At 68.1% G+C, this 21,435-nt stretch carries 20 protein-coding genes; 13 read left to right on the top strand and 7 right to left on the bottom strand.

The window, feature by feature from the left end; translation table 11 throughout:
• Positions 1-124: 124 nt before the first annotated feature.
• The gene (locus F8178_RS00630; RefSeq protein ID WP_317492593.1) at positions 125-1,624 is read right to left on the bottom strand and encodes a CCA tRNA nucleotidyltransferase; all 1,500 of its coding nucleotides are present in this window, start codon (positions 1,622-1,624) and stop codon (positions 125-127) included.
• A 200-nt stretch (positions 1,625-1,824) separates the two neighbouring features.
• On the opposite strand from F8178_RS00630, the gene F8178_RS00625 reads away from it, so the two are divergent.
• From F8178_RS00625 to F8178_RS00585, 9 genes are all read left to right on the top strand, one after another.
• Positions 1,825-2,328 (top strand): NUDIX hydrolase, encoded by a 504-nt coding sequence (locus tag F8178_RS00625; RefSeq protein WP_317492592.1) that lies wholly within the window; start codon positions 1,825-1,827, stop codon positions 2,326-2,328.
• A gap of 118 nt (positions 2,329-2,446) precedes the next feature.
• On the top strand, positions 2,447-4,675 hold the full coding sequence (locus F8178_RS00620) for a DUF6049 family protein (RefSeq protein ID WP_317492591.1): 2,229 nt from the start codon (positions 2,447-2,449) through the stop codon (positions 4,673-4,675).
• A 190-nt stretch (positions 4,676-4,865) separates the two neighbouring features.
• Positions 4,866-6,860 carry a murein biosynthesis integral membrane protein MurJ gene (murJ, locus tag F8178_RS00615; RefSeq protein WP_317492590.1) on the top strand — a complete coding sequence of 665 codons (1,995 nt, stop codon included), beginning with the start codon at positions 4,866-4,868 and terminating at the stop codon, positions 6,858-6,860.
• Between the two features lie 103 nt (positions 6,861-6,963).
• Complete coding sequence (locus F8178_RS00610; RefSeq protein WP_317492589.1) at positions 6,964-8,580, top strand: protein kinase family protein; 1,617 nt, start codon at positions 6,964-6,966, stop codon at positions 8,578-8,580.
• A gap of 70 nt (positions 8,581-8,650) precedes the next feature.
• Entirely contained in the window at positions 8,651-9,310 is a 660-nt protein-coding gene (gene sigM / locus F8178_RS00605) for an RNA polymerase sigma factor SigM (protein WP_317492588.1), read from the top strand.
• Positions 9,307-10,098 carry a hypothetical protein gene (locus F8178_RS00600; RefSeq protein ID WP_317492587.1) on the top strand — a complete coding sequence of 264 codons (792 nt, stop codon included), beginning with the start codon at positions 9,307-9,309 and terminating at the stop codon, positions 10,096-10,098. The genes sigM and F8178_RS00600 overlap by 4 nt, the downstream gene beginning before the upstream one ends.
• Positions 10,099-10,352: 254 nt before the next feature.
• The gene (gene trxB / locus F8178_RS00595; protein WP_317492586.1) at positions 10,353-11,384 is read left to right on the top strand and encodes a thioredoxin-disulfide reductase; all 1,032 of its coding nucleotides are present in this window, start codon (positions 10,353-10,355) and stop codon (positions 11,382-11,384) included.
• A 75-nt stretch (positions 11,385-11,459) separates the two neighbouring features.
• Positions 11,460-11,789 (top strand): thioredoxin, encoded by a 330-nt coding sequence (trxA, locus tag F8178_RS00590; RefSeq protein WP_317492585.1) that lies wholly within the window; start codon positions 11,460-11,462, stop codon positions 11,787-11,789.
• 255 nt (positions 11,790-12,044) lie between these two features.
• Positions 12,045-13,196 (top strand): N-acetylmuramoyl-L-alanine amidase, encoded by a 1,152-nt coding sequence (locus F8178_RS00585; RefSeq protein ID WP_317492584.1) that lies wholly within the window; start codon positions 12,045-12,047, stop codon positions 13,194-13,196.
• A 108-nt stretch (positions 13,197-13,304) separates the two neighbouring features.
• On the opposite strand, the gene F8178_RS00580 is transcribed toward F8178_RS00585, so the two are convergent.
• Both F8178_RS00580 and F8178_RS00575 read right to left on the bottom strand, forming a co-directional pair.
• The gene (locus tag F8178_RS00580; protein ID WP_317492583.1) at positions 13,305-13,478 is read right to left on the bottom strand and encodes a DUF397 domain-containing protein; all 174 of its coding nucleotides are present in this window, start codon (positions 13,476-13,478) and stop codon (positions 13,305-13,307) included.
• Complete coding sequence (locus F8178_RS00575; RefSeq protein ID WP_317492582.1) at positions 13,475-14,323, bottom strand: helix-turn-helix transcriptional regulator; 849 nt, start codon at positions 14,321-14,323, stop codon at positions 13,475-13,477. The genes F8178_RS00580 and F8178_RS00575 overlap by 4 nt, the downstream gene beginning before the upstream one ends.
• A 111-nt stretch (positions 14,324-14,434) precedes the next feature.
• On the opposite strand from F8178_RS00575, the gene F8178_RS00570 reads away from it, so the two are divergent.
• On the top strand, positions 14,435-14,602 hold the full coding sequence (locus F8178_RS00570; protein ID WP_317492581.1) for a hypothetical protein: 168 nt from the start codon (positions 14,435-14,437) through the stop codon (positions 14,600-14,602).
• Entirely contained in the window at positions 14,599-15,018 is a 420-nt protein-coding gene (locus tag F8178_RS00565; protein ID WP_317492580.1) for a hypothetical protein, read from the top strand. Before F8178_RS00570 ends, F8178_RS00565 begins: the two co-directional genes overlap by 4 nt.
• Positions 15,019-15,075: 57 nt before the next feature.
• Here the strand turns inward: F8178_RS00565 and F8178_RS00560 are convergent, their stop codons facing one another.
• On the bottom strand, positions 15,076-15,729 hold the full coding sequence (locus F8178_RS00560; RefSeq protein ID WP_317492579.1) for a GNAT family N-acetyltransferase: 654 nt from the start codon (positions 15,727-15,729) through the stop codon (positions 15,076-15,078).
• Positions 15,730-16,057: 328 nt separating this feature from the next.
• Here F8178_RS00560 and F8178_RS00555 point away from each other — a divergent pair, with 328 nt between their 5' ends.
• Both F8178_RS00555 and F8178_RS00550 read left to right on the top strand, forming a co-directional pair.
• Complete coding sequence (locus tag F8178_RS00555) at positions 16,058-17,389, top strand: PLP-dependent aminotransferase family protein (protein ID WP_317492578.1); 1,332 nt, start codon at positions 16,058-16,060, stop codon at positions 17,387-17,389.
• Positions 17,390-17,474: 85 nt separating this feature from the next.
• Positions 17,475-18,422 carry a D-alanine--D-alanine ligase gene (locus tag F8178_RS00550; RefSeq protein WP_317492577.1) on the top strand — a complete coding sequence of 316 codons (948 nt, stop codon included), beginning with the start codon at positions 17,475-17,477 and terminating at the stop codon, positions 18,420-18,422.
• Positions 18,423-18,448: 26 nt separating this feature from the next.
• Here the strand turns inward: F8178_RS00550 and F8178_RS00545 are convergent, their stop codons facing one another.
• The 3 genes from F8178_RS00545 to rsmG all read right to left on the bottom strand — a co-directional run bounded on the left by F8178_RS00545 (position 18,449) and on the right by rsmG (position 21,384).
• Positions 18,449-19,486 (bottom strand): ParB/RepB/Spo0J family partition protein, encoded by a 1,038-nt coding sequence (locus F8178_RS00545; RefSeq protein ID WP_317492576.1) that lies wholly within the window; start codon positions 19,484-19,486, stop codon positions 18,449-18,451.
• A gap of 108 nt (positions 19,487-19,594) precedes the next feature.
• Positions 19,595-20,497 carry a ParA family protein gene (locus tag F8178_RS00540; protein ID WP_317492575.1) on the bottom strand — a complete coding sequence of 301 codons (903 nt, stop codon included), beginning with the start codon at positions 20,495-20,497 and terminating at the stop codon, positions 19,595-19,597.
• 203 nt (positions 20,498-20,700) lie between these two features.
• Positions 20,701-21,384 carry a 16S rRNA (guanine(527)-N(7))-methyltransferase RsmG gene (rsmG, locus tag F8178_RS00535; protein WP_396344946.1) on the bottom strand — a complete coding sequence of 228 codons (684 nt, stop codon included), beginning with the start codon at positions 21,382-21,384 and terminating at the stop codon, positions 20,701-20,703.
• Between the last annotated feature and the right edge of the window lie 51 nt (positions 21,385-21,435).

Below are 21,435 nucleotides of genomic sequence, written 5' to 3'. Positions count from 1 at the left end.
CCGCACACAGGGGAGGAACGACCTCCACGAACGCCGCGCTCAGCGCGACACGCTCCGGTGATGCTCGCAGAAATCGGTGTCACTGTCGGTGAGCGGGGCCGTCAGCAGGCCCCGCGCGGTCCGGTCACCGTATGCCCTGCTCCTCGGCCCAGCGATGCAGCTCGGCGATTGCCTCCTCGCGATCGAGAGGGCCGCGGTCGAGCCGCACGTTCTTGAGATGCTGCCACGCCTTACCCACCAGCGGACCGGGCTCCAGCCCGAGGATCGCCATGATCTCGTTACCGTCGAGATCGGGGCGCACCTTGGCGAGGTCCTCCTCGGCCTTGATACGCGCGATCCGCTCCTCGAGGTCATCGTAGTTGCGCTGCAGCGAGGCCGCCTTGCGCTTGTTGCGCGTGGTGCAGTCGGCCCGCACCAGCTTGTGCAGCCGGGTCAGCAGGTGACCGGCATCGGTGACGTACCGGCGCACCGCCGAGTCGGTCCACTCGCCCTTGCCGTAGCCGTGAAACCTCAGGTGCAGGTACACGAGCTGGGAGACATCGGAAATGACCTCCTTGGAGTAGCGCAGCTTCCGCAGCCGCTTGCGCGCCATCCGGGCACCGACAACCTCGTGGTGATGGAAGCTCACACCGCCACCCGGCTCGAACTTGCGGGTGTCTGGTTTGCCGATGTCGTGCAGCAGTGCGGCCAGCCGCAGCACCAGGTCGGGCCCGGAGGCCGGTTCGTGCTTGGTCTCCAGGTCGATCGCCTGGTCCAGCACCGTCAGCGAGTGCTCGTAGACGTCCTTGTGCTGATGGTGCTCGTCGATGGCCAGCCGCATGCCGGGCACCTCCGGCAGCACGTACTCGGCGAGCCCGCTGTCGGTCATCAGCTCGATCCCTCGGCGTGGCTGGTCGCCGAGCATCAGCTTGGTCAGCTCGCCCTGCACCCGCTCGGCGCTGATCCGCTCGATCTCGCCTGCCATCTCGGTCATCGCGGTGAACACCCGCTGGTGGACCGTGAAGCCGAGATGGGAGACGAACCGCGCGGCGCGGAGCATCCGCAGCGGGTCGTCGGCGAACGACTCCTCCGGCGGCGCCGGGGTGTCCAGCTCGCCGCGGGCAAGCGCCTCCAGCCCGCCGAACGGGTCCACGAACGTCTTGGCTCCCAGCTCGATCGCCATGGCATTCACCGTGAAGTCCCTGCGCATCAGGTCATCGGTGATGCTGTTGCCGAACACGACGTCGGGATGCCTGCCGACCCTGTCGTAGCTATCGGCACGGAACGTGGTGATCTCCAACTGGGTGCCGTTCTTGCGCAACGAGACCGTGCCGAACTCGATGCCGGTCTCCCAGACCGCATCCGCCCAGCCACGCACCAGGTCCATGATCTGCTCGGGGCGCGCGTCGGTGGTGAAGTCCAGGTCCTCCGGCTTACCCCGGTCCTCGGACTGGGCCGCGCCCGCCTGCCCTGCTCGCTCGGCTTGCCCCGCTTGCCCGGCTCTTTCCTCCGCGAGCCTGCCGAGCAGCGCGTCCCGCACGCTGCCGCCCACCAGATACAGCTCGTGACCAGCGTCGTGAAACAGGGTGGCGAGCTGGTCGGCGACCGGGGAGATCCGCATCAGCTCGATCACACTGTTACGCATAGCGGACCGGATGGCGGAGGCTGTAGCAGTGTCGGACGCAGGTTCGGGCACAAAATGTCAGGGTACCCTCGGATACCGGGCCGATCGTGCGCGGACCGTCACCACGGGCACCGCCACCGGGATCACCGAGATCGGCAAGATCGTTGCGTCATCGCCGTTCTTCACAGAGTGAGCACGACATGTGCTCTACTATCGCAACCATGCCTTCGTCTGCCGGTCACTCCGGCGCTGCCAGTTCCGGGCGCCGCTCCCGGCGTCATCGGCGGCGCCGCATGATCACGGTCAATGAGACGTCGGCCGGTGGGCTCGTCGTGGACCAGGACCGCACGCACGTGGTGCTCATCGGCAGACTGGACCGTAGCGGCAGCCTGTTGTGGTCGCTACCCAAAGGACATATCGAGGAAGGTGAGTCGCGGGAGCAAACCGCGGTACGCGAGGTGAAGGAAGAGACCGGGATCTCGGCACGCGTACTCGAGTCGCTCGGCACCATCGACTACTGGTTCGTCGCCGACCGCAAGCGCGTGCACAAGACCGTGCATCACTTCCTGCTCGAAGCCACCGGTGGGGAGCTCTCCAACGCCGACAGCGAGGTGACCGACGTCGCCTGGGTACCGTTCGGCGAGCTCGCCGGCGTGCTCGCCTACGCCGACGAGCGCAAACTCGCTGCCAAGGCCCAGGAGGTCCTGGCAGTCAGGTACCGGTGAACAGCACGAACACGAGGTGGGCGGTCGCGTGGAGGCTCCCACGCGGCACCGCCACACGGCACGACTAGTCAGCGAGGATCTCGCCGTGCGCTCTGGATGCTCACGCCCCGTTGCAGCGATGGCGCTGGCAGCGATCGCCCTGCTGCTGCCCGCGCTGCTCGGCCAGGGTGCGGCAACGGCACAGCCACCCCAGGCCGCAGCCGATCACCTCACGCTGACGATCGATTCGATCACCCCCCGCGCGGTGACCGGTGACGACGAGGAACTGACGATCACCGGTGAGGTGACCAACGTCACCGACGAGAGCATCCACCAGCCGCGCGTGCGGGTGCAGGCGGGGATACCGCAACGCTCACCGGACGAAGTGGCCACCGCTTTGGCAGGCGACGCCCGCACCGACGCGCAGCATACCGGCTTCGAGGAGGTCACCGACCGGCTGGAGCCCGGGCAGAGCGCCACGGTGCGGCTCTCGGTCCCGCTCACCGGTGGCCAAGGAGGGTTCGAGTTCCCCGAAGCCGCGCTGTACCCGCTCCTGGTGAACATCAACGGCGAACCCGAGGGTGGAGACACCGCCCGGCTAGCCGCCTTCAGCATGGTGCTGCCGGTGCTCGAAGTGCCGGGAGCCGATCCCGTCGAGCCGACCGCACCGCCGCGGCCGGTGTCCATGCTGTGGCCGATCGCGAGTAACCAGCGCATCATCGCCGAGCCGGTGGAAGGGGACATCGTCCTCGACAGCGACCGGCTCGCCGACGAGATGCGTCAGGGAGGCAGGCTGCGCACGCTGGTGCGCGAGGCCCCGGACGCCGAGGATGAGGCTGAGCTGTTCGACGCGGTGTGCTTCGCGATCGACCCGGAGGTCGTCGCGACGGCCAATGCCATGACCGACGGCTACCGCGTACGTGAGGGTCCCGCGGATGAGAGCACAGTTGCGGGCACGGGGGCCGAGGACGCTGCAGAGTGGCTCGACGCGCTGCGTGAACGCGTCGAGGACGGCTGCGTGGTCACCATGCCCTACGCCAACTCCGACGCAGGGGTACTCGCGGCATCGTTTCCCGAGCTGGCGCGTTCGTCGATCGACAACGACCAGCTCGTCGCCGACATCCTCGACACACCGGTTGTCACCGAAGCGTTCTGGCCGCAGGGGCCGCTGACCCAGCAGCTGCTCGACGTGCTCGCCGATACGGGCACGTCGACGGTGTTCGCAGGCCCCGACCAGCTCACGCCCCATGGCCCGTTCACAGGAACAGCCACGGTCCGTGAGCCCGACCCCCCAGAAGACACGGAAGACACCGAGAACGGCGAGAACGGCGAGAACGGGGACAACGCCGAGGAACCGGCAGGCGAGGGCGAGGTCCGGGCCGTGCCGACGGACCGGTTGATCAGTCGGGGCTTCGATCAGCACCGGAGTGACCCGGCAGGCCTGTACACGCTGCGGACGGCCGCGGACATCCCGGCGACCGCGACCCAGAACGGGCTGGCCGCGCTCGCCTACCGCGCACTGTTCGATCCGCAAGCAGCGACCGATCCCCTCGTTCTCGCCCCCTCGCGCACCTGGAATCCCGACACCGCGGAGCTGCGGCAGGCGCGTGAGGTGATCCAGCTGCTCACAACGCGGGACGCGATCGAGTTGGCCCCGGTATCCCGCCTGTTGGCGGCCACGCCGGTCGAGCAGGCCGACCCGGTGGGTACTCAGACCACCCTGCGCTCGGTGTTGCCGCACGGCGTGGTCAACGACATGGAGACCGCCGAGGCCATCATCGGCGACCTGGAGTCGGCCATGTCGGTGGATGCGCCTGCCCAGGTCGCGCCCGCCGATCTGCTTCGTCCCCTGCGCAACGGTCTGCTGCGCACCACAGCTGCGGATGTGCGGCAGGATCAGGCCACCGCCGAGGCGAACGTGGCGAACGTGCATAGCCAGCTCGAAGAGCTCCGCGGCAGGGTGAGCGTGGAAAATCCCGGCCGCACCATCTCGATGGCCTCCGGATCCTCGCCGCTACCCATCGTGATCAAGAACGACCTGCCGGTCGAGGTCACCGTGAGGATTGGCTTGCACAACACGATCGGGCTGCGCCCCGAGCCCGTCTCCGACCTCGACATGCCCGCGAACTCCTCCTACACGCAGCGGATACCCGCCGAGGCGTTGCGTGCGGGGCGGTTCAGCGTCGATGTCACGCTGAGCACACCGGGCGGCACCGAACTGGGTGACCCCGCGCGAATCGAACTGGCCTCCACGGACTACGGGGCGATCACGGTTATCGTGACAGCAACCGCAGCTGGTGCGCTTCTGTTGCTCGCGGGCCGCCGTATCTACCAGCGGGTGCGATCGGCGGACGCCGCGAGCGGCTGAGCCTGATCGGCTACGGTCGGACAGGCGTGTAGACGGCAGGGGAGACGGCAGGGAACGGTGTAGCTTATGCGAACCTCGGGTTGTGCCGCCGTGGCGAGACCGGATGCAACCGCCCGGTGCGATCCGGCGACCGCGATCCGGCTGAGCGACACCCACCTGCCGCGTCGGGTATGAGCCTCCGAGGCGCGGGTTGAGTAAGCAGATGCCGGAACGCGGGCAGCGCGGGCAGCGCGGGCAGCGGCACCAGCGGGGACAGCCGCCGCAGGCCGCGCAGCCTCCTCAATCCGGGCAGCCTCCCCGGCCGCGTCCTCAGGGACAACCCCGCAGACCCCGCTCGAACGCCGACGGGTTGACGCGCCGGAACCTGCCGTATGCCGATCCGTCGCGGGCTCCGCTGTGGCCGACGGCCGATCCGGACTCGCTGCGTCCCTACGACGAGCTCACCAGGATGCTGCCGCGGGTCGACGCGCCGCCGCATCCCGGGGCCCAGGCCCCGCCGTCGGCCCCACCGGACCAGCGGGGTGTGCCGCAGCGGGAAGGCACCGCCCCGGAATCGGCCGAGCAGGAACGCATGGCCGCGCCGTCCGAGGACGTACCCTCGCTGGCGCGGTCGACGAGCACGATCGCCATCGCCTCGTTGGTCAGCAGGATCACCGGTTTCGCATGGAAAGTCCTGCTGGTGTGGGTGCTGGGCATCGGCGTGGTCAACGACTCGTTCAACATCGCCAACACGCTGCCCAACATCGTTTACGAGCTGCTGCTCGGCGGAGTACTGGCCAGTATCGTGGTACCGCTGCTGGTGCGATCACAGGATGACCCGGACGGCGGGTTGGCCTATACCCAGCGGTTGCTCACGGTCGCGCTGACGCTGCTCGCCGGGGCAACGGTGGTCGCGGTGATCGCCGCTCCGGTGTTCACCGCGATCTACGTCGACGCCTCCACCGATGAAGCCAACCCGGCGCTGACCACGGCGTTCGCGTACCTGCTCCTGCCGCAGATCTTCTTCTACGGCTTCTTCGCGCTGCTGATGGCCATCCTCAATGCCCGGCACGTGTTCGGCCCGCCCGCCTGGGCGCCGGTCGTCAATAACCTGGTCATCATCGCCACCATCGGCATCTACACGCTGGTGCCCGGCGAGATCTCGCTCGACCCGGTGAGCATGGGTGATGCCAAGCTGCTGACGCTGGGAATCGGGGTCACGCTCGGAATCGTCACCCAGGCCGCGATGCTGCTGCCGCCGCTGCTGCGCACCGGCTTCCGGTTCCGCTGGCGCTGGGGCATCGACGACCGGATGAAGGAGTTCGCCGCGCTGGCGGCCTGGATCGTGGGCTATGTCGCCGTCAGCCAGCTCGGCTACATCGTCACCACCCGCGTGCTTACCGCGGGCGCGGCGGGCGGTATGACCGCGTACTACAACGCCTGGCTGGTGTTCCAACTGCCCTACGGCGTGATCGGCGTGTCCCTGCTGACCGCGATCATGCCGCGCATGAGCCGCGCCGCCGCCGACGGCGACGACCGCGGGCTGATCGGTCACCTCTCGTATGCTTCCCGTATCTCCACCGTCGCGTTGCTGCCGATCGCCGCGGTGATGACCGTCGCGGGCACGGACGCGGGTATCGCGCTGTACTCGGTCGGCCAGGGCGCCGAGGGAGCAGGCGCCGAGCGACTCGGCCAGGCGCTGGCCATCTCCGCGTTCGGCTTGCTGCCGTACGCCCTGGTGATGCTGCAACTGCGGGTGTTCTACGCGCTCAAGGACGCCCGCACACCGACGCTGATCATGCTGGTCATGACTGCGGTGAAGATCCCGCTGCTGTATCTGTGCCCCGTACTGCTGCCCCCGGAACAGGTCGTGCTCGGCGCGATGCTGGTCAACTCCCTCACCTTCGTGGTCGGTGCGGTGCTCGGCCAGGTCTGGCTCTGGGTACGGCTCGGGAACCTGCGCAGCAAGCGCGTGGTCGGCGTGATCGTCTTCACCACCGCGGCGTGCGTCGCGGGTGTGCTGGCTGCCGTGGCCGCGGGCATGCTCGTGCCCGACACACTGCCCGAGGTCCCCCAGGCATGGCTCACGCTGACCGTGCAATCCGTGGTGGGGCTCGGAGTGTCGTTCGGTATCCTCACCGCCCTCGGGCTGGACGAGATCAAGCCGATCACCTCACGCCTGGCTGGCATGGTCAAACGCACGTGAGCTGCGACGCATCAACCATTCCGGGCCCGCGTAACAGCCGCGACTCGCGGGCTGAGTCGCGTACTCTCGGATGGAGAACACGTTGGGAGGTCGTGGGAGTGCGGTGAACACCAGGCGAAGCGAGCACTACGGCGACGGGCCAGGAAGGAGCAGCGGGATCAGTCGCGGCACCCTTGCCCCTGGCGCGGTCGTTGGCGACGGTCGCTACCGGCTGCTCGCGCAGCTCGGGGTGGACGAGCGGGCCGGGGCGCACCTGTGGCGCGCCAGGGACGGCCAGCTCCGGCGCGACGTGGCGTTGACCGTACTGGTCGGCGATCCGGCCGACGTCACGGCGGCGCGAGCGGCCCAGCGCACGCTGGAACGCGCCGCGCATGCCTCGCAGTTCACCCACAGCAATGTCGCCCGCGTGCTCGATGTCCTCAGCCTGGGCAACGGCATCGCATCCACCGAGGGGTTGCTCGGCATCGTGGTCGCCGAGTGGACAAAGGGCACCGATCTGGTCGATGTGGTTACCGACGGGCCGATCGCACCAGCCACGGCGTGTCGCATGCTCGAACCGTTGGTGGAGGCGGTCGAGCGGGCGCAGAACCAGGGGATCGTGTTGGGGATCGACCACCCGCAACGCATCCGCAGGGCTCCGGATGGCTCGCTCCGGATGGTCTTCCCGGGTCCGCTGGCCAGCGGCACGCTCCGCGACGATGTCAGGGCACTCGGCGCCCTGCTGTACCTGCTGTTGACCGGTCACTGGCCGCTGCAGCACGGGCCGCAGGCCGTTGCCCGCGCGCCGGTGGGCACCGACGGCACTGCCGAACCACCGGAGACGCTGCAACCCGGCCTGGGCCGGGAACTGTCGTCCCTGGTCACACGCACGCTGGCCGATGGCCAGTCCGGCGGTGTCCGCACGAGTGCCGCGTTCCTGCGGATGCTGCGGCAGATCGCGCAAGCCGAAGAACACAAGGCGTACCTGCGGCGCACCGGTGCTGAGCAGGAAGAGCCGGGTTACACCGACGACGACGGCGCGGTGTGGACGACGCGGCGACCGGTCACCGATGCGAGCCAGCGCAAGAAACTCGCGGTCGGAGCGACCGTGCTCGTGGTCGCCGCCGTCGGGATCATCGCGTGGATCGGCCTGTCGCTGATCAACTTTTTCAGCGACGAGGAAGGCGCCGTCGGGCCCGACTTCAACGTCGCCGATACCGGTCAGCAGACCGAGGAGGAAGCCGAAGACGACGGCCAGGGCGGTGACGACCAGGACGAGGCGTCGCCCGAACCGGAGCCGCTGACCGAGCTCGAACCGACCGAGGTGCGCGTGTACAACCCGCAGGGAACCGGCGACCACCCGGACCGCGCCTGGCAGGCGGTCGACGGTGATCCGGACACCGCGTGGACGACCTCCCAGTACCAGCAGCAGCTGCCCGCGTTGAAACCCGGCGTGGGACTGTCGTTCAGCTTCACCGAACCGGTCGAGGTAGCCAAGGTGGAGCTGCTCAGCGAGAGTTACGGAACCGAGATCGAGATCCGCACGGCCGATCACCCCAACGCGTACCTCGACCGCACCGAGGTCGTGGCCTCGGGCGAGATCGAGGAGCGGGAAACCGAGATCGAGGTGGATCCCGCGGCGACATCGCAATACGTCATGGTGTGGATCACCCGGCTCAGCGGGCCCGAGGGCGCGTTCTCCTCGGAACTCAACGAGGTCACCCTCTACACGACCGGATAGCGCCCGCGTGCCAGCCTCCACTTGAGATGATCGGGTACACCCAATATGGCGTCCTAGTAAGCTCGGCCGGGTGACAGCCGCAGCGACCGACGCCGAGCTGATCGCCGCCCACGCCGCGGGGGACCCGAACGCCTTCACCGAACTCGTCCGCAGGCACCGGGACAGGATGTGGGCGGTGGCGCTACGCACGCTTCGTAACCGGGAAGACGCCGCCGACGCGCTACAGGACGCCTTCGTCTCCGCGTACCGGGCAGCAGCGAACTTCCGGTCGGAATCGCAGGTCAGTACGTGGCTGCACCGGATCGTAGTCAACTCCTGCCTCGACCGGATCCGAAAACAGCAAGCCCGCCCCACCGTCTCGCTCCCGGACACCGACGAGTACCGCGAACCGGCCGCGCCCGGCGACGCGATGGCGCAGCGTGAGACCCGGATGCTCGTCACAGACGCGCTGCAGACCCTCCCCGAGGAGCAGCGCGTGCCGATCGTGCTCGTGGACGTGGAGGGCTACCCGGTGGCCGAAGCGGCCGCGATACTCGGCGTCGCCGAGGGTACGGTCAAGAGCCGGTGTGCCAGGGGCCGTACCAAGCTGGCGCAACTTCTCGGCCATCTGCGGAACCCGGATGCGAATGCAAACGTCCCACCTCCTGAGACCACATCCGAACCGGAACAACGACCGGATGCGAGCGGGCGGGTGCACCCGATGACACCGCGCCGGACGGAGGAACGATGAGCAACCCGAGGTGGGATCCGGGTGGTGCCTCGGCTGAAGGGTGGACCGTCGACCTGCTCGCCGACCTGCATGCGGGCGTCCTCGACGACGAGGAAGCCGCCCGGGTCTGGCAACAGGTACGGGACGACCCGGAAGCCATGGCCGTGCTGCGCGGTCTCGACGCCACCGTGGCCGACCTGGCGAGCCTGGCAGGCGCCGAGGGACAGGGGAGCGAACCCGCCCCCGCCGACGTCGCCGCCCGCATCGATAGCGCACTCGAGCGGGAACGCGGTGAGGATGACAGCGGCACCGGTCCGCCCGCACCTGTCACCGACATCGCCACCGCCAGGGCTCGCGGGGCACGGCGCTTCCCTCGCTGGGGCTGGACGGCGGGCGTGGCAGCCGCGGCGGCCGTGGCCATGATGGTGGCGCTGGCCGCGGTCATCGTGCCCGACCGCACGACGGGCGGCACCCCGCTGGCCACCGACCAGCTCGACGGCGCCGAGCTGCCGCCCGTCACGCTGCAGACCCAGCGCCCAGAGCTTGCGCTGGACGACACCTTCGGGATCTGGGACTACGGCCCGCTGGACGACCGGGCGACGCTCGACGAATGCCTCGAGGCGAACGACATCGACCCCGACGTGCGCCCAGCCGGGGTGCGGGAAGCCACCGTCGACGGCGAGCCCGCGGTGCTCGTAGTGCTCACCACCGGGGAGTTCGCTCAGTACCGGCTCCTCGCGCTGCCTCCCGGCTGCGGCCCGGACAGCCCCGGCGTGCTGTACGACGAGGTCGTCGGCGGTACCCGCTGACGCGCAACGCCCCGCTGTAGCCGGTGTAAGCGTGCCCACCATGTGCCGTCGCCGGGAACAACCGGCGCCTACGATCGTGTTGACCCCAGCAGTGGCGTCCTACCAGGCGCCCCGACCCGCCGGGTGCCCTGTGACACTGGTGGATGTGGGCTCGCGCACGAGGCTCGCGGCGACGAGAATCACGCGGAACCACACCGACCAACAGTCTCACCCTGACCCGGCTGAGGTAGCAGGACGCGAGCGGAGGTAGCGGGTTGTCTGCCGAAGACATACGAAACCTGATCATCGTGGGCTCGGGGCCCGCGGGATACACGGCGGCCGTGTACGCGGCACGCGCCGATCTGGCGCCGCTGGTGTTCGAGGGCGCACAGTTCGGTGGCGCGCTCATGACCACGACCGAAGTGGAGAACTATCCGGGATTCCGTGACGGCATCCAGGGCCCGGAGCTGATGGAAGAGATGCGCAGCCAGGCCGAGCGCTTCGGCGCGGAGCTGCGCACCGAGGACGCCGAAGAGCTCGACCTCACCGGGGACGTCAAGTACGTCACCGCGAACGGTCGGCGCTACGCGGCTCGCGCCGTCATCCTCGCCATGGGGTCATCCCCGCGCTACCTCTACGTGCCCGGCGAGCAGGAGCTGCTCGGTCGGGGCGTATCTTCCTGCGCGACCTGCGACGGCTTCTTCTTCCGCGATCACGACATCGCCGTGGTCGGCGGTGGTGACTCGGCGATGGAGGAAGCGACGTTCCTGACGAAGTTCGCGCGCACCGTCACCGTCGTGCACCGGCGCGAGGAGTTCCGGGCCTCGGCGATCATGCTGGACCGCGCACGTGCCAACGAGAAGATCCACTGGCGGGTCAATTCCCAGGTCACCGAGGTGCACGGGGAGGGAACCGTGAACGGTCTCACGCTGACCGACACGGTCACCGGCGAGCAGTCCAAGCTCAACGTCACCGGCCTGTTCGTCGCCATCGGGCACGACCCGCGTAGCGAGCTCGTCAGCGGCCAGGTCGACACCGACGACGAGGGTTATGTGCTCGTGTCCGGTCGCGGTTCCTACACCAACCTCGACGGCGTGTTCGCCTGCGGCGACCTCGTCGACAGCACGTACCGCCAGGCCGTCACCGCGGCGGGGACCGGGTGCACGGCCGCGATCGACGCGGAACGCTGGCTCGCCGCGCACGGCGAGTCCCTTGCCGCGCAACACGACGCCGAGCTGGTCGGCGGTGGTTACGGCGCTCCCGCCACGGCGGGTGCCGCCAGCACGAGCGCTGGCTCGGGGGCCTGAGAACGGCCCCGCAGGGCAGCAACAGTGAGGGTGTCGCGGAGATCAGGTGGCACCTAACCGATAAGGGAGAGAGATATGGCCGATTCGCCCGTCAACGTGACCGACACGAGTTTCAAGGACGACGTGCTCGCCAGCGACAAGCCCGTCCTCGTGGACTTCTGGGCCACCTGGTGCGGACCGTGCAAGACGATCGCTCCGGTCCTGGAGGAGATCGCATCCGAGCACTCAGACAAGCTCACCATCGCGAAGCTTGACATCGATCAGAACCCGGGCACCGCGCGTGACTACCAGGTGATGTCGGTCCCGACCCTGATCCTGTTCCAGGACGGCGAGCCGGTGAAGCAGATCGTCGGTGCCAAGCCCAAGGCCGCGCTGCTGTCCGAACTCTCCGACGTCATCGGCTGACAGCTCCCACTCGACGCGCTCACCGAACGTACTCACAACGATACTTTCGGTGAGCGCGTCGTAGGGCAACGGGACAGCGTAACGCATCACGGTCCGGGAACGCGCCCGATATCCCTGCACGGCCACCTCGCGTCGGCAAGGCACAATGGGAGTCCCCACGTACACTCGAGGGATGACCGCGGGTGTAGATGACAACCATGGATACGGCTCAGCCGTGTTCCGCGAGAGTGATCCCCAGAGACGAGCGAGGAGTGCATGCGAGTACTCCGCCGCGGTGATGTCGGCGCCGATGTGGCTGAGGTCAAGTCCCTGCTGGTCGCCGCCAATGTGCTTGCGGACGCGGACCATGATCCGCAGACTGCCGCCGAGCACGAGTTCGATGCCACCATCGAGCACGCCGTTCGCGCTTTCCAGCAACGTAGGGGGCTGATCACCGACGGGATCGTGGGGCCAGCGACCTACCGAGCGTTGCGTGGCGCGAGCTATCACCTCGGCAGCAGGCCGCTGGCGTACATGATGTCCGCCCCCGTACACGGCGACGATGTGTTCGCCCTCCAGGAGCGGCTGACCGAGCTCGGTTACGACGGCGGCAGGCCCGATGGCATCTTCGGCCCCCGCACTGAAGCGGCGCTGCGCAATTTCCAGCGCGACTACGGTCTCGTCATCGACGGGATCTGCGGTCCATCAACGGTGCGGGCGCTACGCCAGCTGTCCCCGCGCGCGAGCGGGGGACGACCGGTGCTGCTGCGGGAGCAGGAGCAGGTCCGTGAGGCCGGGCCACGGTTACGTGGCAAGCGGATCGTCATCGATCCAGGTCACGGTGGTAACGACACCGGAGTCGTTGTCGACGGCGTACGTGAGGACCACATCGCCTGGGATCTCGCGCGCCGGCTCGAAGGACGGATGGTCGCCGCCGGGATGGAGGCGCTGCTCTCGCGTGGCCCCGAGCAGTGCCCCACCGAGGCCGAGCGCGCGTCGTTCGCCAACGAGGCCAGCGCCGACCTGCTGCTCTCGCTGCACTGTGACCGAAACCGCTCTGCGGCGGCCCAGGGTGTGGCAACCTTCCACTTCGGCACCGGCAACGGCACCACCTCCACGGTGGGGGAGCTGCTCGCCGGCTTCATCCAACGCGAGCTGGTCGCCCGGACCAGCCTGCTCGACTGCCGCACACACGCTCGCACGTGGGAGCTGCTGCGGCTGACCCGGTGCACGGCGGTCCGCATCGAGGTCGGCTACCTCACCAACGACGGCGACCGCCATCGCCTCGCGGATCCACATTTCCGGGACGTGGTCGCCGAGGGCATGCTGGTCGCGGTCAAGCGCCTGTACCTGCTGGGGGAGAACGACCAGCCCACCGGCACCTTCACCTTCGCCGACGTACTCCGGCACGAGCTCACCAAGCAGTAGCCGGGCAGCGGCCCGCACAGACTGCGCACAGACAGTTCAGCCCCCGACGGTTCCACCGTCGGGGGCTGTTCACGTTCCTCATGGAAAGAGCCTGGGGCTTGGTGCCCGTCAGCCGCGGAGCGCGGCGGTGAAGACCTGCCACGCGGTGGCAGGAACGTCCAGCGTCCCGCCGTCCCGGTCCTTGGTGTCCCGGACACGGGCGGTGGGGCCGAGGCTGACCTCGACACACTGACCGCCACCACTGCTGTACCTGGCCGTCCGCCACTCCGAGTAGTGAGTCATGGTCCCGTCCTTTGCTGGGCGGCATAGCGCTTGATCATCTGCACCGACCGGTCAAAGTCTAGGGCCTGAGCTTGCAACCGCTCCATCGTGGTCGTGTACATGGCGATGTCGCTGGGCTCTTCCAGGTACAAACCGCCGGACAAGGTATCGACGTACACATACGTGGCGCCATCGGCGAGATCGATGACCGTAAACGGAGCGCCCATGGACGGGTGACCGCTGATGTCGATCGGCAGGACCTGCACCGTGACACCCGGTTGGCGTGCGCGCTCAGCCAGCCGGTCGAGCTGGTCGGCCATGGTCTCCCGACCGCCGACCGGCCGCATCAGTGCGGCCTCGTCGATCGTGCACCACAGCTTGAGGTGCCGAGTGTTGTGCAGCCGCTCCTGGCGCTCCATTCGCAGATCGACCCGCTTCTCGATCTCCTCCGGTGGACTGTCCGGCCATGTACTGCTGATCACGGCCCGCGCGTAGTCCCTGGTTTGCAGCGCGCCCGGGATCACATCGGCCTCCCACTCCTTGAGGCTCTCCGCATCCAGATCCAATTCGAGCAGTCCGCCGAAATCACCGAGCACGTCGTTGTAGGAGTGCCACCACCCTCGGCGGCGGGATTCACGAGCGAGCCTGGCCAGGGCGTTCGCCCTGGCCTCCTCCACCCCGAGGGCTTCGCACAGATCGAGGGTGTCGTCGCCGGTGATGCCGATGCGCATGTTCTCGATGCGCGACAGCTTCGTCGGGTCCCATCCGACCCGTTCGGCCGCCTCCTGCACCGACAGCTCGCGGCGCTCGCGTTCCCGTCGCAGCTCGGCCACCAGGCGCTGCCTACGGATCGGTGGCTGTGCCATGGCTACTCCATTCGAGTGTTTTACAGTACTGCGTTATCTGCACGTTTGCATATCCGCCAGGTGTGCTGACAGTATACGAGCTCAACGCTCCGTCAACCGAGGAGGGTGGCCATGTTCTACATGTGGATGTTGCTGATCTTCGCTGTCCCGTTCCTGGCGATCATCCCGTGGCACCGGGTCGGCGTGGCCCTGCGGATGTTCGGGTGGCACCGCGCTGACCCGCCACCGGGTCGGCACCGGATACGGCACGGTCGACGTCGTCGGGAGCTGCTGCTATGAGCGAGGAGTACCAGGTGCGGCTGCTGCCACCGAACCCCAACTCCGGCCCGCCCGTACCGAGCGCCGGGGACATCTGGTCCCGGCACCCCAGCTACACGGAGGCGCTGGCCGAACACGACCGGCTGCGCGACCGAGGCGTACCGCTGGTGATCGTGACCGACGAGTGGGGGCGGGAGATCCCCCGACGACACGAACAAGCGGGGGAGGGAGGTGGCGTGGTGATACTCCCCGAAGATGCGAGAGCCCTCGCCGCAGCCGACGACGCCATCAACGAACTCCTGGAGCGCCACCGCAGCCAAGACCAACGGATGCTGTCCCTGTTCTGCCAGGCGCTCAGCAACCTGCGCGTCGGGGCGCGGTACCTGGCCGAGACCGGCACCACTCGCGGGAGGGGACACGACCCGGGGAGCCGCTAGGTCCCGGAGGGGCCGACCGTGGTCCCTCCGGGATGGGCCCGGTCTCCAGCAGCCCGGCTACACGCGGCCCGCGGTGCGCTCCTTGCTTCCTACGGCGGCCACGCTCACGTGCCCGAGCAGCTGGTCCAGCGCGGCCTCCACGTCTTCCTTCCAGGACAGCCCGGCACGCAGCTCCAGCCGCAGCCTCGGCCAGCGAGCGTGGGCGTGGACGGTCTTGAACCCGACGCTGCGCAGGAAGTCGGCCGCGACCACGCAGGTGTGCTCCCGCTCGCCCGATGTGGTCTCCGGGTCCTCGTCCCCATAGGCCTCGATGGCGGTGACGCCCCGCCGCGTCAGGTCCTGGACCGCGGCCTGCACCAACATCCTGCCCAGACCCGCGCCACGGAACTCGGGCAACACGAAGAAGCTCGTCAGCATGATGGCGTCCGCGCTGACCGGCGCGGTCGGGAAGGCTGTCGAACGGGGCACCGCGCTCGGTGGGGCGTAGAGCACGAAGCCGACCGGAAGCTCCTCACTGTAGGCGATCCGGCCGCAAGAACCCCACTCCAGCAGCACGGCCGAGATCCAAGCCTCTTTCTCGACCTCGGTGTCGCCGTACTCCTCGACCTGTTCCTTCAGGTGCGGGGCCAGCTCCCAGTACACGCATCGCCTGCACCGCTGCGGCAGGTGCTCGAGGTTGTCGAGCGTGATCCCGACTACGTGTCGCGACACGTGACCTCCCAGGGACAGCCATCGGTCGACGTGCTGGCAGCCGCGCAGGCGCGTGGGTGCCGGGCGTCCTGCGGTGGGGCGCTACCGCCTCCCCGGCGAGCCGGGCCTCGCCGGGGAGGTCGCAGACACCGGGACACTGGCAGTCTCGCATACCACCGACCGGAAAGGGGCAGCGCAGGCTCACCCGCGGTGCGACTGTGACACGTGTCCGAGCTGACAGTACAAGCCTGCGGCTGGCCTGGTAGGCACTGGTTACACTCGAATGATGCGCCGCGCCGGTTGCACCGGCTGGCGTCCCCCAGACCCCAGATCGTGTGAAGAGTGCCACATGAACGCGTCCGGACACATCCAGCCCACCGAGGGCAACGATCCGAGCCATCACAACCTCGACCCCCACCTCGACCGTTACGCGGCGCGCACGGAGGGAATGACGGCCTCGGAGATCCGCGCGCTGTTCGCCGTGGCCAGCAGGCCGGAGGTGGTATCGCTCGCGGGAGGGATGCCCAACCTGACGGCGCTTCCCTTGGAATCGCTCGCCGCCCAGATGTCCGACCTCGTGCGCGAGGAAGGGCTCGTCGGGTTGCAGTACGGCTCGGCGCAAGGCGTACCCACGCTCCGTGAACAGATCTGCGAGATCATGGCGCTGGAGGGCATCTCCGCCCATCCGGACGACGTGGTGGTGACGGTCGGCTCGCAGATGGGGCTGGACATGGTGACCCGCCTGTTCTGTGACCCGGGCGACGTGGTCATCGCAGAAGGGCCCTCGTACGTGGGAGCCCTCGGCTCGTTCACCGCCTACCAGGCCGAGGTCGTGCACGTGGAGATGGACGACGACGGCCTGGTGCCCGAAGGTGTGGCCGAGGCGTTGGAACGCGTCGAGCGCGAAGGCAGGCGCGTGAAGTTCCTATACACGATCCCGAACTTCCACAACCCTGCCGGGGTCACCCTGGCGGTGAACCGCCGGGCGGAGATCCTGGAGATCTGCCGCAGGCACGGCGTGCTCGTGATCGAGGACAACCCCTACGGCCTGCTCGACTTCGGCGGCCAGATCTACCCTGCGCTGCGTGCCAGCGATCCCGACAATGTGGTCTACCTGGGCTCGTTCTCCAAGACCTTCGCCTCCGGGTTGCGTGTCGGATGGGTGCTGGCACCTCACGCGGTGCGGGAGAAACTCGTGCTGGCCGCCGAGTCGGCGACGCTGTGCCCCCCGACGCTGAACCAGCTCGTGGTCTCCCGCTACCTCACCAGCCACGACTGGATGGGGCAGATCAAGACCTTCCGGGAGAACTACCGCGAGCGCCGAGACGCCATCATCGGCGCGCTGGAACAGTACATGCCGCCCGGCTGCTCGTGGACCCACCCGTCAGGTGGGTTCTACGTCTGGCTGACCGTCCCTGAAGGCGTCGACGCCAAGGCGATGCTGCCCCGGGCGGTCACGGCACGGGTCGCGTACGCTTCGGGAACGGGCTTCTATGCCAACGGGCAGGGCAGCAGCCAGATGCGACTGTCTTACTGCTACCCGACTCCGGAACGCTTGAAGGAGGGTATCCGGAGACTGGCAGGCGTGCTCGAGTCTGAAATGGAGCTCGTCAACACGTTCGGTACCGTGCATGCCAGAACGAGCTCCGGCCCTGAAACCCCGTCGCCCGACACCGCGTAGCGTGGGCGGCGGCCCGGACAGCGGGCGCGGCGGCACGTCACAACACTGTCCAACTCAGATAGCGCATCCACCGGGAGACAGCACTATGGCCGAACGTACGGTAGCCGTGCTCGCAGGCGGCCTCTCGCATGAACGCGATGTATCGCTGCGCTCCGGGCGACGGCTGTCCGCTGCGCTGCGCTCCGAAGGCCTGCACGTCGAGGAGTGGGACACCGATGCGTCGCTGCTGCCGCGCCTGCGCGGCCAGCGTCCCGACGCCGCGATCGTCGCACTGCACGGGGGCGAGGGGGAGAACGGGTCGATCCAGGCCGTGCTGGAGATGCTGGGGGTGCCGTTCGTTGGGACTGGTGCGCACGCGTGCCGGCGAGCGTGGGACAAGCCGACCGCGAAAGCCGAGATCGCCGAGGCAGGCTACGCCACCCCGGACTGGGTCGTGCTGCCGCACAGCACCTTCCGCGAGCTCGGTGCGCAGGCCATGCTGGATGCCATCGTCGAGTGCCTCGGCCTGCCGCTGATCCTCAAACCGGATCAGGGCGGCTCCGCGCTGGGCACCCAGGTGGTCCGCGACGCGGCCGAGCTGTCCACCGCGATGGTGGGGTGCTTCGCTTACGCCGATGCTGTGCTGGCCGAGCGGTTCATCGAAGGCGTCGAGGTCGCCGTAACCGTGGTGGAGCGCGACGGCGAGCTGGAGGCCCTGCCCCCGGTCGAGATCGTGCCGGAGAACGGGGTCTACGACTACACCAGCCGCTACACCGCGGGCCTGACCGACTTCTTCGCCCCAGCCAGGCTGTCTGACGAGACTGCGGCCGGGGTGGCCGAGCTGGGTATCTCGGCACACAAGCTACTGGGCTTGCGCGACATCTCCCGTACCGATGCGATGATCGATTCCGAGGGCACCGTTCACTTCCTCGAAGTCAACATCTCCCCGGGACTGACCGAGACCTCCACCGTGCCGATGGCCATCGAGGCTTCCGGACGCACCCTCGGCTCCATCTACTCCGACCTCGTGGAGCACGTGACCAAGCGAGGCTGACCGAAGCCAGCCTCGCCGATCAATCATCACCGTGACGAATCGTCCTCGACCGGTGGGCTCTGCACACGGCGAGCCTGGCTGGCACTTTCCGGGTCCATAATCCCGACGATGCGCTCCAGATCATCGACCGAACCGAACTCGATGACGATCCGTCCCTTGCGCCTACCGAGATCCACCTTCACCTTCGTGTCGAAGTTGTCCGAGAGCCGGTCCGCCAGCTCCTGCAAGCCCGGTGCCTGCATCGGCTTGCGCGAGGGAGCCTTCTCCTCCTTCGACTCCGGCTCCGACTTGCTGAGCGTCACCGCTTCCTCGGTGGCGCGCACCGACAGGCCCTCGGCCACGATCCTGCCTGCCAGTTCCTCCTGCCGCTCGGGGTCCTCGATACCCAACAGCGCGCGGGCGTGACCGGATGAGAGCACCCCGGCTGCGACACGCCGCTGGACGGGGAGGGGGAGCCGGAGCAACCGGATCGTATTGGTGATCACCGGCCTGCTGCGACCGATACGGCTCGCCAGCTCCTCGTGGGTGACCTCGAATTCGTCGAGCAGCTGCTCGTAGGCGGCAGCTTCCTCGAGAGGGTTGAGCTGCACCCGGTGGATATTCTCGAGCAGGGCATCCCGCAGCATCGCGTCGTCGGCCGTCTGCCGGACGATCGCGGGCAGCTTCTCCAGCCCGGCCCGCTGTGCGGCACGCACCCGGCGCTCACCCATGACGATCTCGTAGGTGGGCTCGTCCGCTTCGGGTTGCAGCTGCCGCACCACGATCGGCTGCATCAACCCGAACTCGCGGATGGAGTGCTCCAGCTCGGCGAGCGCCTCCTCATCGAAGACCTGCCGTGGCTGCCGTGGGTTGGACGTGATCGCCGCGACGGGAATCTCGCGGTACACCGCGCCCGCGACCTCACCGCTGTGCGGCCGGACGGCACCGTTCGCCGCGAACCAGTCGCCGCCCTGGCCACCGTGATGCGTGGTCCGCTGCTGCCCGTTGGTCTCGCCGTCCTCCACGGGACCGGTCGGGATCAACGCGGCAAGTCCTCTCCCGAGACCACCCTTCCGTTCAGTCATCCTGTCTCCTTCAGGTCACCTACGATGGCGTTCACGCCTGGTGTGCAAGCCGAAGGACTCCTCGGGTACCGGATAGGTACCGAAGGCCCCCTTCGGCTCGCTGCCCGCTCATGAGGCTGCCACTCCGGCGCCGCGCTCGGCGAGCTCACGCGCGGCGTCGACGTAACTCATCGATCCCCGTGAACCGGGGTCGTACGCCAGGACGGTCTGACCGTAGCCAGGGGCCTCCGACACCTTCACGCTGCGCGGGATGACGGTGCGGAGCACGACCTCGCCGAAGTGCCTGCGAACCTCCTCGGCGACCTGGTCGGCGAGCTTGGTCCTGCCGTCATACATAGTCAGCACGATGGTGGAAACCACCAGCTGCGGGTTGAGGTGCGACTGCACGAGCTCGATGTTGCTCAGCAGCTGGCCCAGACCCTCGAGTGCGTAGTACTCACACTGGATGGGGATGAGGACCTCGTGAGCCGCGACCAACGCGTTGACGGTCAGCAATCCGAGCGAGGGCGGGCAGTCGATGAAGACGTAGTCGACATCCAGCTGGTCCAACGCCTGGGTCGTCAGCGCTTCCTTCAGACGCGACTCCCGGGACGCCATCGACACCAGCTCGATCTCGGAGCCGGCAAGGTCGATCGTGGCGGGGACGCAGCTGAGATTGGGGGACTGGTGGCTCTCGACCACGGTTTCGGCAAGGGGAACCTCGCCGATCAACAGGTCGTAGACCGACGGCGTTCCGGAGCGATGATCAACGGTGAGCGCTGTACTGGCGTTGCCTTGCGGGTCCAGATCGATGACGAGCACCTTGATGCCGTGCAGCGCGAGCGCGGCCGCCAGGTTCACCGCGCTGGTGGTCTTGCCAACCCCACCCTTCTGGTTCGCCACGGTGAAAACCCGGCGATGCCGTGGTCGGGGAAGGGTGTGCTCCTCCGGGTGCAGCAGACGCGCCGCACGTACGGCTTCCTCGCCAATCGGGGTCCAACCCGGCCTGTTGTCGGACTCGTCCGAAAGCATTGACGGGTTCACTTGTGTATTGCACCTCCCCGACGTACTCAGACGTCGCTCTCACGATTGCGTGCTGTTTCACGTGGAACATCCCGGCGCGCTGCTGAGCGTCGCGCCGGTCAAGAGTGCGCAGGACGTGAACGAGCACATGGTTCATCTTTCCATGTCACGAAGTCGGTGGTTGGCACTTGTGCCCTTCCTCGCACGGCGTGTCACGCGTTCCGTGTCGAGCGGCCACGCCGACCGCTCCTGCTGGCGCGCCCCCGATTGCCACCACCGCGCCTGGTAACCACAACCACCGTCGCGGTCTCGTCGACTCTATCGCTACCGCACTGCACGATGCGCGGGTCCACCCCTCCTGCGGCGGCCATCTCGTTGCGATCGCGTTCCAGCTCCTCGGCCGCACTCGCTCCCTTGAGCGCCAGCAGCGAGCCGCCCTCCCGAAGCAGGGGGAGGCACCACCGTGCGAGCTTACCGAGAGGGGCCACTGCACGCGCGGTCACCACGTCCGCGCCAACGATCCCCGAACTCTCCACGCGAGCGCGTACGACCTCGACGCGGCCCAATCCGAGCTCGGTAACCATCTCCTGGAGCCACTGCACGCGCCGGGCCATCGAGTCGAGCAGAGTGATCCTCAAGTCCGGCCGCGCCAACGCCAGGGGGATCCCAGGCAGCCCTGCCCCGGAACCCGCATCGACTACGAGCGCGTCTTTAGGAACGAGCTCAGCGATGAGCGCACTGTTGATGATGTGCCGATCCCAGAGCCGATCCAGTTCACGCGGACCGATCACACCCCGGGTGACACCGTGCTCATGCAGCAGCGCCACGAAGCGTTCGGCTTCATCCATCCGGCCCTCGAAGATGCGCCCGGCCACTTCTGGAGCGTCAGCGTGCACGATCCCTACTTCCCCTCGGCTCTCGGCTGCGGGTCCAGTATCCCGGCTGTC

The organism is Haloechinothrix sp. LS1_15 (genome assembly GCF_033042135.1).
Lineage (GTDB): Bacteria > Actinomycetota > Actinomycetes > Mycobacteriales > Pseudonocardiaceae > Haloechinothrix.
This window is presented reverse-complemented; position numbering and strand designations above follow the sequence as displayed.

Bases quoted from the DNA above. Each gene is read 5' to 3' on its own strand.
- F8178_RS00630 (WP_317492593.1), bottom strand. From the start codon at position 1,624: ATGCGTAACAGTGTGATCGAGCTGATGCGGATCTCCCCGGTCGCCGAC.
- F8178_RS00625 (WP_317492592.1), top strand. From the start codon at position 1,825: ATGCCTTCGTCTGCCGGTCACTCCGGCGCTGCCAGTTCCGGGCGCCGC.
- F8178_RS00620 (WP_317492591.1), top strand. From the start codon at position 2,447: ATGGCGCTGGCAGCGATCGCCCTGCTGCTGCCCGCGCTGCTCGGCCAG.
- F8178_RS00600 (WP_317492587.1), top strand. From the start codon at position 9,307: ATGAGCAACCCGAGGTGGGATCCGGGTGGTGCCTCGGCTGAAGGGTGG.
- trxA (WP_317492585.1), top strand. From the start codon at position 11,460: ATGGCCGATTCGCCCGTCAACGTGACCGACACGAGTTTCAAGGACGAC.
- F8178_RS00585 (WP_317492584.1), top strand. From the start codon at position 12,045: ATGCGAGTACTCCGCCGCGGTGATGTCGGCGCCGATGTGGCTGAGGTC.
- F8178_RS00580 (WP_317492583.1), bottom strand. From the start codon at position 13,478: ATGACTCACTACTCGGAGTGGCGGACGGCCAGGTACAGCAGTGGTGGC.
- F8178_RS00575 (WP_317492582.1), bottom strand. From the start codon at position 14,323: ATGGCACAGCCACCGATCCGTAGGCAGCGCCTGGTGGCCGAGCTGCGA.
- F8178_RS00570 (WP_317492581.1), top strand. From the start codon at position 14,435: ATGTTCTACATGTGGATGTTGCTGATCTTCGCTGTCCCGTTCCTGGCG.
- F8178_RS00565 (WP_317492580.1), top strand. From the start codon at position 14,599: ATGAGCGAGGAGTACCAGGTGCGGCTGCTGCCACCGAACCCCAACTCC.
- F8178_RS00555 (WP_317492578.1), top strand. From the start codon at position 16,058: ATGAACGCGTCCGGACACATCCAGCCCACCGAGGGCAACGATCCGAGC.
- F8178_RS00550 (WP_317492577.1), top strand. From the start codon at position 17,475: ATGGCCGAACGTACGGTAGCCGTGCTCGCAGGCGGCCTCTCGCATGAA.
- F8178_RS00545 (WP_317492576.1), bottom strand. From the start codon at position 19,486: ATGACTGAACGGAAGGGTGGTCTCGGGAGAGGACTTGCCGCGTTGATC.
- F8178_RS00540 (WP_317492575.1), bottom strand. From the start codon at position 20,497: ATGCTTTCGGACGAGTCCGACAACAGGCCGGGTTGGACCCCGATTGGC.